The following is a 16681-nucleotide window of genomic DNA, read 5'->3' on the forward strand; positions in this document are numbered from 1 at the left end:
GCCGAATGGCCGCTCTAAAATCTGCCGTGGTCAGCTATGACGACTGGCCCGTTCGACAGTTTGCGCTGGCGGCGGTGCTGTGGGGCGTGGTCGGCATGACCGTCGGCGTCCTGATTGCTGCCCAACTGGCTTGGCCCGACCTGACGGCGAACATCCCCTGGCTCAGCTATGGGCGTCTGCGCCCCCTGCACACCAACGCGGTGATCTTTGCCTTTGGCGGCTGCGCACTGTTCGCCACGTCTTACCACGTGGCTCAACGCACGGGGCAGACTCGATTGTTCGCCCCGGCCTTGGCCAGGTTCACGTTCTGGGGTTGGCAGGCCGTCATCGTGGCGGCTGCGATCACACTCCCCATGGGCTACACGCAAGGCAAGGAATACGCCGAGCTGGAGTGGCCCATCGACATCCTGATCACGGTGGTGTGGGTGTCTTATGCGATCGTGTTTTTTGGCACCATCGCCAAGCGCCAGGTTCGGCACATCTACGTGGCCAACTGGTTCTTTGGGGCGTTCATCCTGGCCGTGGCCTTGCTGCACGTGGTCAACAGTGCCGTCATGCCCGTGAGCCTGTGGAAGAGCTACTCGGCTTACGCAGGCGTGCAAGACGCGATGGTGCAATGGTGGTACGGCCACAATGCCGTCGGCTTCTTCCTGACTGCCGGCTTCCTGGGCATGATGTATTACTACATCCCCAAACAGGCTGAGCGGCCGGTGTACTCGTATCGCTTGTCGATCGTTCACTTCTGGGCGCTGATCTTCACCTACATGTGGGCGGGCCCGCACCATCTGCACTACACCGCCTTGCCCGATTGGGCGCAATCGGTGGGCATGGTGTTCTCGCTGGTGCTGCTGGCGCCCAGCTGGGGCGGCATGATCAACGGTGTGATGACCTTGTCGGGCGCCTGGTACAAGCTGCGCGACGACCCCATCCTCAAGTTCCTGATCGTGGCCTTGTCCTTCTATGGCATGGCCACCTTCGAAGGCCCGATGATGTCCATCAAAACCGTCAATGCGCTGTCGCACTACACGGATTGGACGGTGGGCCACGTGCACGCCGGGGCCTTGGGTTGGGTTGGTTTCATCACCATGGGCTCGCTGTACTACCTGATTCCCCGCATGTTTGGCCAGATTCGCATGTTCAGCGTCAGGGCGATCGAGATCCACTTCTGGATCGCGACACTGGGCGTGGTCCTCTACATCGCGGCCATGTGGATTGCTGGTGTGATGCAGGGCTTGATGTGGCGTGCGGTGAACCCGGATGGCACCTTGGTGTACAGCTTCATTGAAAGCGTGAAGGCCACCTTCCCGTTCTACGTGGTTCGCCTGGCGGGCGGCCTGCTGTACCTCAGCGGCATGTTGCTGATGGCGTGGAACGTGATCATGACCGTGCGCGCTGGCAAACCAGCTGTTGCGCAGGTTCCGGCAGTCAAACATGAAGAGCACGGCACCCCCGCACGCGGACACGCAAAAATCGAGACCAACAATGGCTTGATGATCGTCCTCATCCTGCTGGTGGTGGCCGTGGGTGGTCTGGTTGAGATCGTGCCCTTGTTCTTCCAGCGCTCCACCACCGAAGCTGTGGCAGGCGTCAAGCCCTACACCGCCTTGCAACTCGTCGGCCGTGACATCTACCTGCGCGAAGGTTGCTACAACTGCCACTCGCAGATGATCCGCGCTCTGCAGTCGGAAACACTGCGCTACGGCCACTACTCCCTGGCGGGCGAGTTCGTCTACGACCGGCCTTTCCAGTGGGGCAGCAAGCGCACAGGTCCTGACCTGGCGCGCGTGGGCGGCAAGTACAGCGATGAGTGGCACCGCATTCACCTGACCAGCCCCCGCGACCTGGTCCCTGAATCCAACATGGCGGCGTACCCATGGTTGGCCACCAAGCCAGTCGATCCTGCCAGCATGCCGCCGCGCCTGACCGCCATGAAACGACTGGGCGTGCCTTACACGCAAGCCGAGGTCGATGGTTCGTCCGAGGCCGTGCAGGGCAAGACCGAGCTGGATGCGCTCATCGCCTATCTGCAGGTGCTGGGTACCCAACTGAAGTGACAAGGAGACCCCACATGGACCTCAATGAGTTACGCGTCCTGGTCACCCTGGCCAGTTTCATCAGCTTCGGCGGCATTGCCGTGTGGGCCTGCTGGCCAGGCAATCGTGCCCATTTCGATGCCGCAGCACAACTGCCTTTCAGCGACGAGGAGCCACAGTCGTGAGTGATTTCATCAGCAGCGGCTGGTCCGTCTACGTTGCCGCAGCCACCATCATTGGCTTGCTGGCCTGCCTGGCCTTGTTGGTCATCGCCGCAAGGCGCAAGGTCATTCCTGGCGACAACACCACCGGCCACGTCTGGGACGAAGACCTGCGTGAGTTGAACAACCCGCTGCCTCGGTGGTGGATGGGGCTGTTCATCGGAACGGTGGTGTTCGCCTTTGCCTACCTGGCCCTCTATCCTGGCTTGGGCAGCGCACGCGGCTACTTTGACTGGAGTACCAACGGTCAGCACGCCGCCGAAGTGGAAGCAGCCCGCGCGCTGAGTGCCCCCCTTTATGCCAAGTTCGCAGGTCTGCCCGCCGACCAGTTGGCGAAAGATCCTCAGGCGATGGGCATTGGCGAGCGCCTGTTCGTCAACAACTGTGCCACCTGCCACGGCTCGGACGCTCGGGGCAGCAAAGGCTTCCCCGACCTGACCGACAGCGACTGGATTCACGGTGGCGACATCGAGAAAATCAAGGAAACCATCACGAAAGGACGCATTGGCATGATGCCGCCCATGGCTGCTGCAGTGGACTCCGAAGCCGATGCGCGTAACCTGGCCCACTATGTCTTGAGCCTGTCTGGTGGTGCTCACAACAACATCGCGGCGCAACTGGGCCGGTCGTCATTCGCGGCCTGCGCAGCCTGTCACGGTGCAGATGGCAAAGGCAATCAAGCCATGGGTGCGCCCAATCTGGCCGACAAGGTCTGGCTGCATGGCTGGGGTGAAGAGGCCGTCATGAGCATGATCAAAAATGGCAAGACCAACCAGATGCCTGCCCATGGCAGCCGCCTGAGTGCCGAGCAGATCCACGTCCTGGCGGCGTATGTCTGGCAGATGTCTCAACCCAAGGTGGAGAGCGTTGCCCTGCAACGGTAAAGACACCATGGCTGGAACGGACAAGAAAGCGACGTCGGCACGTGTCATCCCGATCGTTCCTGTGGCCAACGGCGGCGCTGGGGGTGATGCAGCGCAGCTGGTGTCTCTGTATGAAAAGCAGCCCAAGATCCACCCACGCGCGGTGCACGGCTGGTTTGCCGCTTGGCGCTGGACCTTGGTCTGGCTGACCCAGGCCTTGTTCTACGGCCTGGCCTGGTTGCCCTGGAACGGTCGCCAAGCCTTGTTGTTTGACCTGACTGCCAGGCGCTTCTTCATCTTTGACCTGGTTTTGTATCCGCAGGATTTCATCTACCTGACGGGCCTGTTGGTGATCTGCGCCTTTGCGCTGTTCCTGTTCACCGCCGTGGCCGGGCGCCTGTGGTGCGGCTACGCATGCCCGCAAACTGTTTACACCGAGATATTCCTGTGGACCGAGCGCCTGTTCGAAGGCGACCGCAACCAACGCCTCAAGCTGGATGCCGGGCCTTGGGGCTGGCAAAAGCTTTGGCGCAAGTTTGGCAAGCACTTCACCTGGGGCGCCATTGCCTTGTGGACGGGCTTCACTTTCGTGGGCTACTTCACCCCCATCAGAACCCTGGCCGCCGAGGTCACTCAGTTCAACCTGGGGCCCTGGGAAACCTTCTGGGTGCTGTTCTATGGGCTGGCCACGTATGGCAATGCCGGTTATCTGCGCGAGCAGGTCTGCAAGTACATGTGCCCTTACGCACGCTTCCAGAGTGCGATGTTTGACCACGACACCCTGATCATCAGCTATGACCAGGCGCGTGGCGACCCTCGTGGAACCCGCGCCCGCAGTGCCGACCTTCAGCAACTGGGCCTGGGCGACTGCATCGACTGCGGCCTGTGCGTGCAGGTGTGCCCCACCGGCATCGACATCCGCAACGGCCTGCAATACGAGTGCATTGGCTGCGCCGCCTGCATTGACGTCTGCGACAGCGTGATGGACAAGATGCGCTATCCGCGCGGACTGATCAAGTACGCCACGCAGACCGGCATGGAACAGAAGCTCACTTCGCGCCAGATGATGGCGCGCATGCTGCGGCCCCGCATCCTCATCTACAGCGGTATCCTGACGGCCATCTCACTGGGGCTGGTGGCCAGCCTGGCCATGAAAAGCCCCTTCAAGGTTGATGTGGTGAGAGACCGCGGCTCCCTCGCGCGGATCGCAGGGGAGGGCCATGTTGAAAACGTCTACCGCCTGCAACTGATGAACGCCACGGAGCAATCCCAGCGGCTGCAAGTGCAGGTCACCGGTTTGCCGGGCGCCAAGGTCACTGGTCTGGCAGAGGTTCAGGTCGAGGCCACCGAAGCACGCTGGTTCCCGGTCGTGGTTCAGGTGCCGCATGAGTCTGCCCGGCAATTGAGCGCCGGGGCCCATCCGATTCAGTTTCGAATCGAGCGCCTGTCCAGTGATGGCCAAGACGACAACGCCAGCGTGGTGGAGAAGTCCACCTTCGTCATCCCTCGTTGAAAGTCGTTCATGAGCAGTTCATCGTCTGTGGAGCTGGATTCACGATTGCTCCAACGCCTGGACAAGAGTGGTCCGCGTTACACCTCCTACCCCACGGCCGACCGCTTCCATGATCGCTTCAAGTCGAAGGACTATGAACTGGCGTTGAGAGAGCGCGCCGATGGCCTGGAGGCAGGGCTGGCCATCTCGCCCTTGTCTGTGTACGTGCATGTGCCGTTCTGCGAATCAGTGTGCTATTACTGCGCCTGCAACAAGGTCGTCACGCGCGACCACACTCGGGCCACCAAGTACCTTGACATGATCGAGCGGGAGGTCGAGCTGCATTTGCGAGCGTGGCGACAACCCCAGCAAGCCTCGCAACTTCACCTCGGTGGTGGAACCCCCACGTTTCTGAGCGATGCGGAGATCAGCCGCTTGATGTCCATCTTGCGCCGCGCGGTCAGTTTCTCGCCTGATGCTGAAATGTCGATCGAGGTCGACCCACGAACCGTGACACCCCAACGACTGGCCAAACTGGCCAATCTGGGATTCAACCGACTCAGCTTTGGTGTGCAGGACTTCAACGAGCAGGTGCAAGCCGCCGTTCACCGCCTGCAACCCTTCGAGTCTGTGCGAGACCTGATGGAAAGCGCCCGATCGCTGGGGTATGGCTCGATCAACATGGACCTGATCTACGGCCTGCCCAAGCAAACGCCTGAATCGTTTGCGCGAACATTGGGACAGGTGGCACAGCTTCGCCCCGACCGCATTGCGCTGTACGGCTACGCCCACATGCCAGAGCGCTTCAAGCCACAGCGCCGGATCCTGACGCCAGACCTGCCCACGCCCGTGCAAAGGATCAACATGCTGGAGCAGGCGATCAAGTGCTTCAAGGCCGAAGGCTATGACTACATTGGCATGGACCACTTCGCACTGCCCAACGATTCGCTGGCCGTGGCCAAGCGGCAGGGCAGGCTTCAGCGCAATTTTCAAGGCTACAGCACCCAGCCTGACTGCGACATCGTGGCGCTGGGGGTGTCTGCCATCGGGCGCGTCGGAGCCAGCTATTCGCAGAACGCCAAGACGCTGGACCAGTACGAGGCCGCGCTGCTGCACGGGCATTTCCCTACCGAGAAGGGCCTCAGGTTGTCCAGCGATGACCTCATTCGCCGCACGGTCGTCATGGCATTGATGTGCCAAGGCCGGTTGGATTTCGATGCGATCGAAAAGACTTGCGGCATCAAGGTGCCCGACTACTTCAAACCCGAACTGGCCCGATTGCAGGCCATGGCCGAGGAGGGCATGCTGGTCATCGAGCCCCGCGCAGTGCAGTTGACACCACTGGGTTGGCATTTTGTGCGAAACGTGTCCATGGTGTTTGACCGCTACCTCGGCTGAAAACAGTGGCGCCTACGCCACCCATTGACAGCCGCTCGCGAAACGGTCGATCATCGCCCTTTAGTGGAGGGCTGGTCAGTGGATGACATCGTTTCGTTTCTAGGGCGAAATGGGTACTTGCCCCATGGCTATTGCTTTACCTGGCAACCGCAGTTGTTGTGGTCCATGGTGACGGCGGACCTGGTCATCGCCGGCGCCTACTTCTCGATACCCCTGGCCATGCTGAGTTTTGTCCGCCAACGGGGCGAATCGTCCCTGAACTGGCTGATCGGGCTCTTTTCAGCCTTCATCTTTGCCTGCGGCATCACCCATGTGATGGATGTGGTCACCATTTGGCAGCCGCTTTATGGTTGGCAGGCCATCAGCAAAGTGGCCACGGCCATCATCTCGCTGATCACCGCCGTGGCCCTGTGGCCCTTGATCCCCAAGGCGCTCAAGATCCCTTCGGTCGGCCAGCTGCAGTCCAGCATTCAGGCGCTGCAGGCTGAAATCAAGCAGCGGCGTACCGCAGAAGAAAATTTGGCAGACACCCAGGAAGCCCTCGTCATCGCGCTGGCCAGCATTGGCGCGGGTTTTTTGGCCACCGACCGCGAGGGCCGTGTCAGCCGCATGAATGCCGTGGCCGAGCAGGTCACCGGCTGGACCCAATCCCAGGCATTGGGCCAGCCCCTCTGGGAAGTTTTCAAACGCGAGGACCGGCCAGATTCCTACCTGGGCCGCAATCCGGTCGATGTCATGATCGACACCGGGGTCACCATTGACGCCGCGCACCAGGTGGTGGCCATCCGCCGCGATCAAACGCGCACCGCGGTGGAAGTGAAGGCCTCCTTGACCTATCTGCCGGACGGCGAGGTCAGGGGGCTGGCCATGGTTTTCCGCGACATGACCGTGCTCAATCAGGCCGAAGTCAAAGCCAATCAGCTGGCCGCCATTGTCGAGTCCTCCGGCGACGCCATCATCGGCAAGACCCTGGAAGGGCGCATCACCAGTTGGAACAGCGCAGCACAAAAGCTGTTTGGCTACACCGCCCAAGAAGCGATTGGCCAGCAAATCCAGATGCTGCTGCCGCCGGACCGCGCCGCTGAAGAAATGGCCATCCTGGCCGAGCTGTCGGCGGGTGCTCAGGTCACGGCCTTCGACACGGTGCGCCGAGCCAAAAATGGCGATCTGGTCGATGTTTCGGTCACCATCTCTCCGGTCAGAGACGCGCAAGGCCGGATCATTGGTGCCTCCAAGATTGCAAGGGACATCACGAATCAAAAGCGCGTGGAGCAAATGCGCCTGGACGCCGAACGGCTGGAGGCTGAAAACCGCCAGATCATCGCAGCGAATCGACTCAAGAGCGAGTTCCTGGCCAACATGTCGCATGAGCTGAGGACACCGCTCAATGCCATCATTGGCTTCGCAGGCTTGTTGCACAGCGGCGCGGTCCCTGCTGAATCACCCAAGCATCGTGATTTCCTGGGCTACATCGAAACCAGCGGTCAGCACCTGCTGCAACTGATCAACGATGTGCTGGACCTGTCCAAGGTCGAAGCTGGCAAGCTTGAGTTTTTCCCTGAATCCGTGGACCTGGCATTGCTGGTCAAGGAAGTCACCGCGATCCTTCAGACCTCGGCCAACCGGCAAGGGGTGACCATCTGTACCGAGGTCGATGAGCGTGTGGCCCAGCTTCACATTGATCCTGCGCGACTCAAGCAGGTGCTCTACAACTACCTGTCCAACGCCATCAAGTTCACGCGGCCAGGCGGGCAGGTCACTTTGCGGGCCATGCCAGAGGGCCATGCGCACTTCCGGATTGAAGTGGAAGACACCGGCGTCGGGATTGCCTCCGAAGATTTGTCTAAGCTCTTTGTGGAGTTTCAACAGCTGGACAGCGGCTACACCAAACGCCACCAAGGCACAGGCTTGGGGCTGGCGTTGACGCGCCGACTGGTTCAAGCTCAGGGAGGGCACATTGGAGTGCGCAGCACGCTCGGGGTTGGCAGCGTGTTTCACCTGATCCTGAACCTGAAAAACGCCTCGCGCGAGGCGTTGCCCAGCCCGGCATTTGGCAGCGGGCATCGCTTTTTGGTGATCAAGGACAACCCGGACGAGCAAATCCTCATGGCCGATGCGCTCTTGGCCGTGGGCGTTGAGGTGGACCATGCCACGACCGGCGATCAAGCTGTGGCACATGCCCGCAACCATCCGTACGACGCGATCACGCTGGACCTGATCTTGTCGGATTGCAGTGGGCTGGAAGCGCTCTCGGCCATCCGCAGCAAGGGGCCGAGTCGCGAATCGCCCGTGGTGGCCGTGTCCATGCGGACAGCATCCTCAAAGGCTGCCAACTTCCCCGTGACCGACGTGCTGAGCAAGCCGTTGGAAACCCAACAGCTCGGCATGGCACTGGGCAATTTAGGCCTGACCCAGCGCAGCGGCGCGCGCGTCATGGTGGTGGACGACGACCAGCTTGCGCTGGATCTGATGGAAGCCACTTTGAACAAGCTCGACATCGGGTTCATCGGCTTGTCTGACGGCCGCCGGGCGCTTGACGAGATGGCGCAGCATCGACCCGACGCGGTCATCCTGGACCTGATGATGCCCGGCATGGACGGCTTTGAAATGCTGGACGAACTGCGCCGACAAGCCGAATGGAAGGACATGCCCGTGTTCATCTGGACCAGCATGCTGTTGACCCCCGAGGAATACGCGCACCTGGCACGTTCCGCCTTGGCGATCCTGAGCAAAGGCGGTGGCAGCCTTGAAGCCTTGCTGCACGACCTGCGTCGCTGGAGAGGCCCGCTGGCCACGACGACAACAGCCGCAGCATTGGCCGACGATGACAAGGACGCATGATGACGGCCCACCGCATGATGATCATCGATGACAACCACATGAACCTCGAGCTGGTGTCCTACATGCTCGAGGCCAATGGGTACATCGTGAAGGTGGAAAGTGGAGCGGTCACGGCATTGAACAGCATCCCGGAGTTCCAACCCGATTTGATCTTGATGGACATCCAGCTGCCCGACATGGATGGCCTGGAGCTGACCCGTAGGCTCAAAGCCGACCCAGCCACCTCCGGCATCGTGATCGTGGCGTTCACGGCTTACGCCATGAAAGGTGACGAGGCCAAAATGATCGCATCGGGGTGCGATGGCTACATCTCCAAGCCCATCAATGTGTCGACCTTCATCTCGCAGGTGCAGTCTTGCCTTCCATGACGGCGATGAACCTGGCCGCGTATCCGGCCGTTGGACGCGGGGCCAAGTCAAGCCTTGTTTTTCAGGGCGTGTAAACAAGCGGCGCCAGCGAATTGCCGGGCGCGATGCTTGCGCAGTTCTCCGGAGCAGGCTTGCCATCGAACCGGTCATTGATCCAGGGAGTCGCTCCTGCCAGCCAGCTGATGGCGGTGATGAAGTGGCTCGATCCATACTCCTTGTGCTGCACCTTCACGCCCTGGTCGCAATACTGGCGCGCGAGTGCACGGACATCACCAGCGAGCATCACACCATCGCCCTTGCCATAGATCGGCGATGTCTTCGTGCCTTCCCAGATCCCGCCCGTTCCCTGGCCAATTTGGAGTGGGATGGTGGGTGTGCCGCCAGTGCCCATGATGATTTTATTCACCGAGGTGACATATTCAGGCACCTTCGTGCGGTCCCAATACTCTGGCTTGACGATGCCCTGCCAGGTGACCTTCGGGTACTGGCCGAGCACGTTCATGATCGACTGGGTCTTCATCTTGTTGTAGATCTCCAGCCCCTTGTCGGACAGGTACTTGGTGATGTCCAGCTCGTAGGAGCGTGCGATGCCAATGAAGGCCATCTCGAGAACACCGCCCCAGAGTGGCGCGTTTTCGACGTAGCCGAGGTTGTGCTCGGGGCTCACCAGCACGCCGCCAAAAGTGGCACCAATCAGGTTCTGGTTGAGGTCTGGAGCGTAGCTCGGCGCCAGTTCGGCGGCCCATTCGGTGGCGATCGCACCGCCCGAGTAACCAATCAACGCGACCTTGGCATTCCTGGTGAGGCCTGCCTCTGGCGCATTGAGCGCGGCACGAATCGAGTCAAGCGTGTTGTAGCCGTACTCCGGGCCAGCCGCAAAGTTGGCGTTCTGGCCTTCGATGTCGGAGATGACGATGGTGAACCCTTTCTGCAGATAGGGCGAGACCAACAACGCTTCGAGTCCCGGAATGAGGTCTTGAAACCTTTTGCCACCAGCGTATGCCCGCGAAGGTGAGTCTTCCGGATTCAGCGAGTCGTAGAAGGACTGATATGAAATCACCTTGTCCTTGTTCGGGCAGGTGGACGTGCACTTGGGCAGGATCACGGTCGTGACGTTTGTGGATGGCCGCTGCAAGGCATCGGTCGAGCGGTACACCAGTTGCAGGGCCTTCACCGACGTCTTGATGCCCACGACGGTGAGCGAAATGGTGCGCGTCTTGAGAACCGTGCCTGGCTCGATGCTGGACAAGGGGGTGCTGTCTGTGTATTGGTAGAACGGATCAGGCGTGGTGGTGGTGGCGCTGGCGCTCGAGATGCCGGTGACAGTGAGTGCGGCCAAGGCAGCCTGGGCTACGGCCAGCAGTTGCGTGGTGGTTGGGCGGAATGACATTCAGTTTCTCCTCGCGTTGTAGGTGGGGATTGCTTGACGCGTCACAGGGCTGGACGCACCGCAACGCATGCGCTCATGGTGCTCAAGGAGGGCTTGACCGAATGTCTGTTCATGGACATAGGCGGGGTTTGCGATGACAGAGTTAACCCCAGGCGACCAGCCACCAGTTTTCGCGTGTCAGGCATGCCTCGCGCAGTGCCGGATCGCACAGGGCCGTCCGGTTGCGCCACTACAGTAAGCAGGTGACGAGTGTGCGGACAGAGTCTTGCCCATACAACTCAGGGATTGACGACCCCGAACACCTGAGTGAGCATGTTTTACTTTGGCGTAGCCAAGGAATGCGGTGATGTTGCCACGTATGGGAATTGGAAATTCCAGAAATAAAATTAACATGAAAATTATTAAGAGTGTTCTTTCGGGGGTTGTATTGATGGCAGCTTGCTTGGGTGCAGGCGCTACCACTAGATTGGAAATGACCTCGTATGGAGATGGTTATGGGTTTCCCGGGGCAAAACTGACTGAAGTGTTCACCACAGACGATGGCAGGTTCAATGTTCAGTCGATTTATTCCGAGACTGCCGATCAGAATTTGATGTTTTCATTCATCACGTTCAAGAAATTTTCCGATCCAGAGGCTCGATGGATTGACGTCTATTTCTCAACCATGCGATTGGGCAAGCCGCTTGAGATCGGAGTGTATGAAGATGCGCAGCAGTTCCCTTATGAGGTAGCAGGCTATCCTGGCCTCGAACTCACAGACACCAGTGGTGCAGCGGGTAATATTGATGGCAAATTTGAGATCTTTGACCTCAAGCGTGACGAAAAAAACAAAGTCACGTCCTTTGCAGCCAGTTTTGAGATATCGACCGTATTTACGCCCATTGGCTTACGTGCAGTCACAGGAAAGGTCTGGTACAACTCAGACGCTGCCATTCCCGCGATTCCAGAACCTAATCTTCTATGGCTTGCGGCATGTGGGCTGCTTATGGTCGCGGGAGTGAAGGCACGCAGGAATGCGACGGCTTGAGTCCACTTGAGTCTTGTGTCGTCGGCCTCTAAGCCACGCAGAACCTAACATTGCGTCGCAGGAATTGCGACAAGAACTCAGTTCTGAAAAGGACCTCGTCATAATTTTGGTGCAAAGCCAATCATGTCATGTCTTGCATGGTGATCACTCAAGGTCCTAGTTGTGGCACCCAGCGCCTTGGCTACGGCTTTGTCGCTGGGGCTCCCTATGTCCTCAAGCAATGCTTGAAAAGACCGCGTATTTTTTGGTAGTCGATTCAGCATGGATAGGAAATCGGCGCAGGGCCCAATTGCTTAAGCTTCGCGCCAGTTTCCCCAGCAGAGCAGTCATCTTTCTGAGTGCTTTGTGAGTTTACATAATATACATCGTCACAAGTAAACAAGATGTTCGTGCCAAGCTGATTACCGCTGAAAATACAGCCTTTCAGCGGATCAGAAAGTACCAGCGGCCCATGGCACGTGCAGACACCCATAAGAACTCCGACTCCCTTGGATTCGAGGCCGAGTTGTTCAAGGCCGCAGACAAGTTGCGCGGCAACATGGAGCCCTCTGACTACAAGCACGTCGCTTTGGGCCTCATCTTCCTGAAGTACATCTCCGACGCCTTCGAAGCCAAGCACGACGCTTTGCTGGCCGAAGACCCAGCCGCCGCCGAAGACAAAGACGAATACTTGGCCGAAAACGTGTTCTGGGTGCCCAAAGACGCGCGCTGGTCACACCTCAAGGCCAATGCCAAACAGTCCAGCATCGGCGTCTTGATCGACGACGCCATGCGTGCGCTTGAGAAAGACAACGAATCCCTCAAAGGCGTGCTACCCAAGGACTACGCCCGCCCAGCGCTGAACAAAGTGATGCTCGGCGAGTTGATCGACCTGATCTCTGGCATTGCCATGAAGGCGGACAGCAACCGCTCCAAGGACATCCTGGGCCGCGTGTACGAGTACTTTCTGGGCCAGTTTGCCGGCGCCGAAGGCAAGCGCGGCGGCGAGTTTTACACGCCGCGCTCCGTGGTGCGCGTGCTGGTCGAAATGCTGGAACCCTACCAGGGCCGCATTTACGACCCCTGTTGCGGCTCCGGCGGCATGTTCGTGCAGTCCGAAAAGTTTGTGGAAGAACACGGTGGACGCATTGGCGACATCGCCATCTACGGCCAGGAATCGAACTACACCACCTGGCGCCTGGCCAAGATGAACCTGGCCGTGCGCGGCATTGATTCCAAGATCTTCTGGAACAACGAAGGCAGCTTCCACAAAGACGAATTCGGGGCGCAACGTGGTTCAGACGGCGCCCCCATGAAGGCCGACTACATCATCGCCAACCCGCCCTTCAACATCTCTGACTGGGGTGGCGACCGCCTGCGCGAAGACGTGCGTTGGCAGTTTGGCGTGCCCCCGGCCGCCAACGCCAACTACGCCTGGTTGCAGCACATCCACCACCACCTGGCGCCCAAGGGCACGGCCGGTGTCGTGCTGGCCAATGGCTCCATGTCGTCCGGCCAATCAGGCGAAGGCGAGATTCGCAAAGCCATGGTCGAGGCCGACGTGATCGACTGCATGGTCGCCCTGCCCGGCCAGTTGTTCTACTCCACGCAGATCCCCGCCTGCCTGTGGTTCATCGCGCGCGACAAGAACCCCGGCAAAGGCTGGCGCGATCGCCGGGGCCAGGTGCTGTTCATCGATGCGCGCAAGATGGGCAGCCTGGTGGACCGCACCCGGCGCGAGCTGTCTGACGAGGACATTGCCCGCATTGCCGACACCTACCATGCCTGGCGCGGCGAGCCTGGCTTGGCCGCTTATGAAGACGTGCCCGGCTTTTGCAAAGCCGCCAGCCTGGACGAGATCCGCAGCCACGGCCACGTGCTCACGCCTGGCCGCTACGTGGGCGCCGAGGCCGCGCTGGAAGATGACGTGCCCTTTGCTGAACGCTTTGCCGAGCTGCAAGCCACACTGGATGCGCAGTTCAAGGAAGGCGTTCGCCTGCAAGGCATCATCCGGCAGAACCTGACCAAACTCGGTGGCACGATAGGCAAACCATGACACTCGAACTCAGCTCATTTGAAAAGGCCATTGCCCGCCTGGAAGAAGGCCTGGCCCGTTACCAGCAAGACATCACGGACACGCAGATCCGCGATGGCTTGATCCAGCGCTTTGAGTTCACCTACGAGCTCAGCCACAAGATGCTCAAGCGCTACTTGGAGCAGGCCTCTGCCACGCCAGAAGAATACGACAGCATGCCGTTTCAAGACCTGATCCGGGCAGGCAACGAGCAAGGACTGTTGCTGGGCGAATGGCCCAACTGGCGAACCTACCGCGAGATGCGCGCCAAGACCAGCCACACCTACGACGAGCAAAAGGCGCTTGAAGTGGTGGCCGTGATCCCGGCCATGCTGGCCGAAGCCCAGTTCTTGCGCGAACAGTTGAAGCAGCGTCAGGCATGAGCGGCGACAACGCTGAAGTGCCGCTGATTGACATCCGCCCGGACCATTGGGCCATCGTGCAAGGCATCTTGCAAAAGCATGTGCCGCAGTGTGAGGTGTGGGCGTTTGGCTCGCGCGCCAAGTGGACGGCCAAACCTTATTCGGACCTTGATTTGGCGGTGATTGGTTATCAGCCCTTGCCTTTGGAAGTGAGCGCGGCGCTGGCAGATGATTTTTCCGAGTCGGATCTGCCTTGGAAGGTGGATGTCGTGGATTGGGCGACGACGAGTGAGACATTCAGGAAGATCATTGATCGGGATAAGGTGGTTGTCCAGCGAGGCCAGGCAGATCGCTGGCGAGATGTGACCATCGAAGACATTGCCGAGAGGATTGCCATTGGTCCGTTCGGCTCAAGAATGACCAGCGACTGCTATACGGATACTGGCGTGCCTGTGATTCGAGGAACGAACATCACTGGGGGCAGAAGTTTCTCAGGTGAGTGGGTATACGTTTCAGAGGAAAAGGCCGACGAACTCAAGGGCAGCAATGTGTTTGCGGGTGACCTCGTGTTTCCGCATCGCGGATCAATCGGTGAGGTGGGAATCGTTCCAGCCGATCGCAACCGCTACCTGCTGTCATCCAGCTTGATGATGCTTAGAAGTGACAAACTTCAGGCCCATTCTCTTTTTCTGTATTACTACTTCCGGTCTGCTGCTGGGAAGCACGAGCTACTAAAGAATGCGTCGCAAGTAGGCACGCCTGGCATAGGTCAGCCACTAAGCTCATTGCGTCAAATCTCCCTTTCGCTGCCGCCGCCAAATGAGCAACGAGCAATTGGTCAGATCCTCGGCTCCATCGACGACAGAATCGAACTCAACCGCCGTACCAACGACACGCTCGAAGCCATGGCCCGAGCGCTGTTCAAAGACTGGTTCATCGATTTCGGCCCGGTGCGCGCCAAACTGGAAGGGCTGCCGCCCTACTTGGCACCAGAAATCTGGTCACTGTTCCCCGAGGAAGGCGATGAAGACGGAGTGCCAGTCGGTTGGCAATCAGGAAGACTTTCGGATGTCGCATCATCTCGCAGCGAGGGCGTCCAGCCAGCCAGTGTTGACGAATCTACGCCATATATTGGTTTGGAGCATATGCCTCGTTGCTCCATAGCTTTAGATGCCTGGGAAGGGGCGGGAAAAGTATCAAGCAACAAGTCAATTTTCCGAAAAGGCGACATCCTCTTTGGAAAACTACGCCCCTATTTCCATAAAGTTGGGATTGCTCCGCTAGATGGAATTTGTTCGACCGATATTGTCGTCATACGTGAAAGGCAGGCCCCCTGGGCTTCTTTTGTTCGCATGTGCGTCTCCAGTTCAGACTTCGTTGCATTCACTGACAAAAGCTCGACAGGAACCAAGATGCCTCGGACCAACTGGCCAATCATGGGTAGCTACAGCATTACCTTGCCAACCGCAGACGTTGCACAAGCATATGACCACCTGGTTCATCCTCTGATTGAAGTCATCATTTCAAATACGCATGAGAACAAAGCGCTGAGCGCCATGCGTGACTTATTGCTGCCAAAGCTCATCTCTGGCGAGTTGCGCATCCCCAACCCCAAAGCATTTCTGACAGAGGTCGCCCCATGAGCAAAGTCTGGTGTGTCCGCGCCGATTTCGGCACCTACGCCAGGCATTTTGTCGATGGCGGCTATGTGGCCATTGGCTGGATTCCTGGCACTGACCTGTCCAACGTCCGAGCCAGAGACGACCTGTACGCGCTCTACAAACAGGCCCACCCCGATGACACCAGCAATGTGGTCATCGGCCAGCAAGTCGGGCAGATCGCCCGCTTCCTGCTGGAAATTAAAGCCGGCGATCACGTCATCACGCCAGCTTCAGACACCGAATGGCTGCACCACGGCACCGTGCAGCCCGATCCGTCCTACGTCTATGCGCCGGCAAACGATGGCTGCCCCTATCCCCACCGGCGCCGCATTACCTGGGCCACGCAACGCATCAAGCGGGCAGATTTTTCGGTTCCTTTTCAAAACACCATCCGGTCCTCATTGACAGTCTTTGCCGTTTCTCAGCAAGACGAGTTTCTGGCCGCCATTGGCCGCTCTGATCTGGTGGCCCAGCATGTGGTCACGGCCTATGACCCGTATCGGGTCGTGCTGGACCAGGTGCTGGAGCTGGACCCCAAGGAATTTGAAATCCTGGTGGGGCACCTGCTGACCGCTCTGGGCTTTGAGGGCTCGGAAGTGACGGGTAAAACAGGCGATGGCGGCGTGGACGCCACGGGCGAATTGAACGTGGGCAACCTGGCCAAGGTGAAGGTGTTTGTGCAGGCCAAACGCTACAAAGTGGGCACCAAAATCAACGCGGGTGTAGTGCGTCAACTCCGGCAAGCCATTCCGTTCGGCGGGCAAGGCGCGTTCATCACCACGGCTGATTTTCAAAGCGCGGCGGCTGATGTGGCCCTGGAGCCAGGCTTTCCTCGCATCGGCTTGGTCAACGGGCGCCAGTTGGTAGACCTGCTGATAGAACATTGGCCAGACATTCCAACCGAGTTCAGAGACCGGTTGGGCCTGAAACCCGGTTTGGTCAGGACATGAGCTGAGTCAATCACAAGGAACA

Annotated in this window: 13 protein-coding genes and 1 pseudogene; 13 read left to right on the plus strand and 1 reads right to left on the minus strand. The window is 59.2% G+C overall.

All coding sequences use genetic code 11. The features are described 5' to 3' along the window. Positions 1 to 5: 5 nt before the first annotated feature. The 8 genes and pseudogenes from ccoN to Q7V20_RS08090 all read left to right on the plus strand — a co-directional run. Positions 6 to 1427 (plus strand): annotated as a pseudogene (gene ccoN / locus Q7V20_RS08055) (cytochrome-c oxidase, cbb3-type subunit I); the annotation flags it as partial. 42 nt (positions 1428 to 1469) lie between these two features. Next, on the plus strand, positions 1470 to 2054 hold the full coding sequence (gene ccoO, locus Q7V20_RS08060) for a cytochrome-c oxidase, cbb3-type subunit II (RefSeq protein ID WP_304789285.1): 585 nt from the start codon (positions 1470 to 1472) through the stop codon (positions 2052 to 2054). Between the two features lie 14 nt (positions 2055 to 2068). Next, positions 2069 to 2218, plus strand: coding sequence for a cbb3-type cytochrome c oxidase subunit 3 (locus Q7V20_RS08065; protein ID WP_304788974.1), 150 nt, complete (start codon positions 2069 to 2071; stop codon positions 2216 to 2218). Then, entirely contained in the window at positions 2215 to 3138 is a 924-nt protein-coding gene (gene ccoP, locus Q7V20_RS08070) for a cytochrome-c oxidase, cbb3-type subunit III (protein ID WP_304788975.1), read from the plus strand. Before Q7V20_RS08065 ends, ccoP begins: the two co-directional genes overlap by 4 nt. A 7-nt stretch (positions 3139 to 3145) precedes the next feature. Next, positions 3146 to 4630, plus strand: a complete 1485-nt coding sequence (gene ccoG, locus Q7V20_RS08075) for a cytochrome c oxidase accessory protein CcoG (RefSeq protein ID WP_304788977.1) — start codon at positions 3146 to 3148, stop codon at positions 4628 to 4630. 9 nt (positions 4631 to 4639) lie between these two features. Beyond that, positions 4640 to 6007: an oxygen-independent coproporphyrinogen III oxidase gene (hemN, locus tag Q7V20_RS08080; protein WP_304788979.1), complete on the plus strand. Its 1368-nt coding sequence runs from the start codon at positions 4640 to 4642 to the stop codon at positions 6005 to 6007. Positions 6008 to 6160: 153 nt separating this feature from the next. Further along, positions 6161 to 8848: a PAS domain S-box protein gene (locus tag Q7V20_RS08085; protein ID WP_304788981.1), complete on the plus strand. Its 2688-nt coding sequence runs from the start codon at positions 6161 to 6163 to the stop codon at positions 8846 to 8848. Next, positions 8845 to 9216 (plus strand): response regulator, encoded by a 372-nt coding sequence (locus Q7V20_RS08090; protein ID WP_304788983.1) that lies wholly within the window; start codon positions 8845 to 8847, stop codon positions 9214 to 9216. Before Q7V20_RS08085 ends, Q7V20_RS08090 begins: the two co-directional genes overlap by 4 nt. A 61-nt stretch (positions 9217 to 9277) precedes the next feature. Here Q7V20_RS08090 and Q7V20_RS08095 read toward each other — a convergent pair whose 3' ends face one another. Then, positions 9278 to 10555, minus strand: a complete 1278-nt coding sequence (locus Q7V20_RS08095) for a lipase family protein (protein ID WP_304788985.1) — start codon at positions 10553 to 10555, stop codon at positions 9278 to 9280. Positions 10556 to 10952: 397 nt separating this feature from the next. Between Q7V20_RS08095 and Q7V20_RS08100 the strand changes: the two genes are divergently transcribed. The 5 genes from Q7V20_RS08100 to Q7V20_RS08120 all read left to right on the plus strand — a co-directional run bounded on the left by Q7V20_RS08100 (position 10953) and on the right by Q7V20_RS08120 (position 16659). Beyond that, the gene (locus tag Q7V20_RS08100) at positions 10953 to 11633 is read left to right on the plus strand and encodes a hypothetical protein (protein ID WP_304788987.1); all 681 of its coding nucleotides are present in this window, start codon (positions 10953 to 10955) and stop codon (positions 11631 to 11633) included. A 451-nt stretch (positions 11634 to 12084) separates the two neighbouring features. Continuing rightward, positions 12085 to 13668: a class I SAM-dependent DNA methyltransferase gene (locus Q7V20_RS08105; protein WP_304788989.1), complete on the plus strand. Its 1584-nt coding sequence runs from the start codon at positions 12085 to 12087 to the stop codon at positions 13666 to 13668. Continuing rightward, on the plus strand, positions 13665 to 14069 hold the full coding sequence (locus tag Q7V20_RS08110; protein ID WP_304788991.1) for a nucleotidyltransferase substrate binding protein: 405 nt from the start codon (positions 13665 to 13667) through the stop codon (positions 14067 to 14069). Before Q7V20_RS08105 ends, Q7V20_RS08110 begins: the two co-directional genes overlap by 4 nt. Further along, entirely contained in the window at positions 14066 to 15691 is a 1626-nt protein-coding gene (locus tag Q7V20_RS08115) for a restriction endonuclease subunit S (RefSeq protein ID WP_304788993.1), read from the plus strand. Before Q7V20_RS08110 ends, Q7V20_RS08115 begins: the two co-directional genes overlap by 4 nt. Continuing rightward, a complete protein-coding gene (locus Q7V20_RS08120; RefSeq protein WP_304788995.1) occupies positions 15688 to 16659 on the plus strand; it encodes a restriction endonuclease in 972 nt (323 codons plus the stop codon). Before Q7V20_RS08115 ends, Q7V20_RS08120 begins: the two co-directional genes overlap by 4 nt. Positions 16660 to 16681 lie beyond the last annotated feature (22 nt).

Origin of the sequence: Aquabacterium sp., assembly GCF_030652515.1 — a bacterium.
Lineage (GTDB): Bacteria > Pseudomonadota > Gammaproteobacteria > Burkholderiales > Burkholderiaceae_C > Aquabacterium.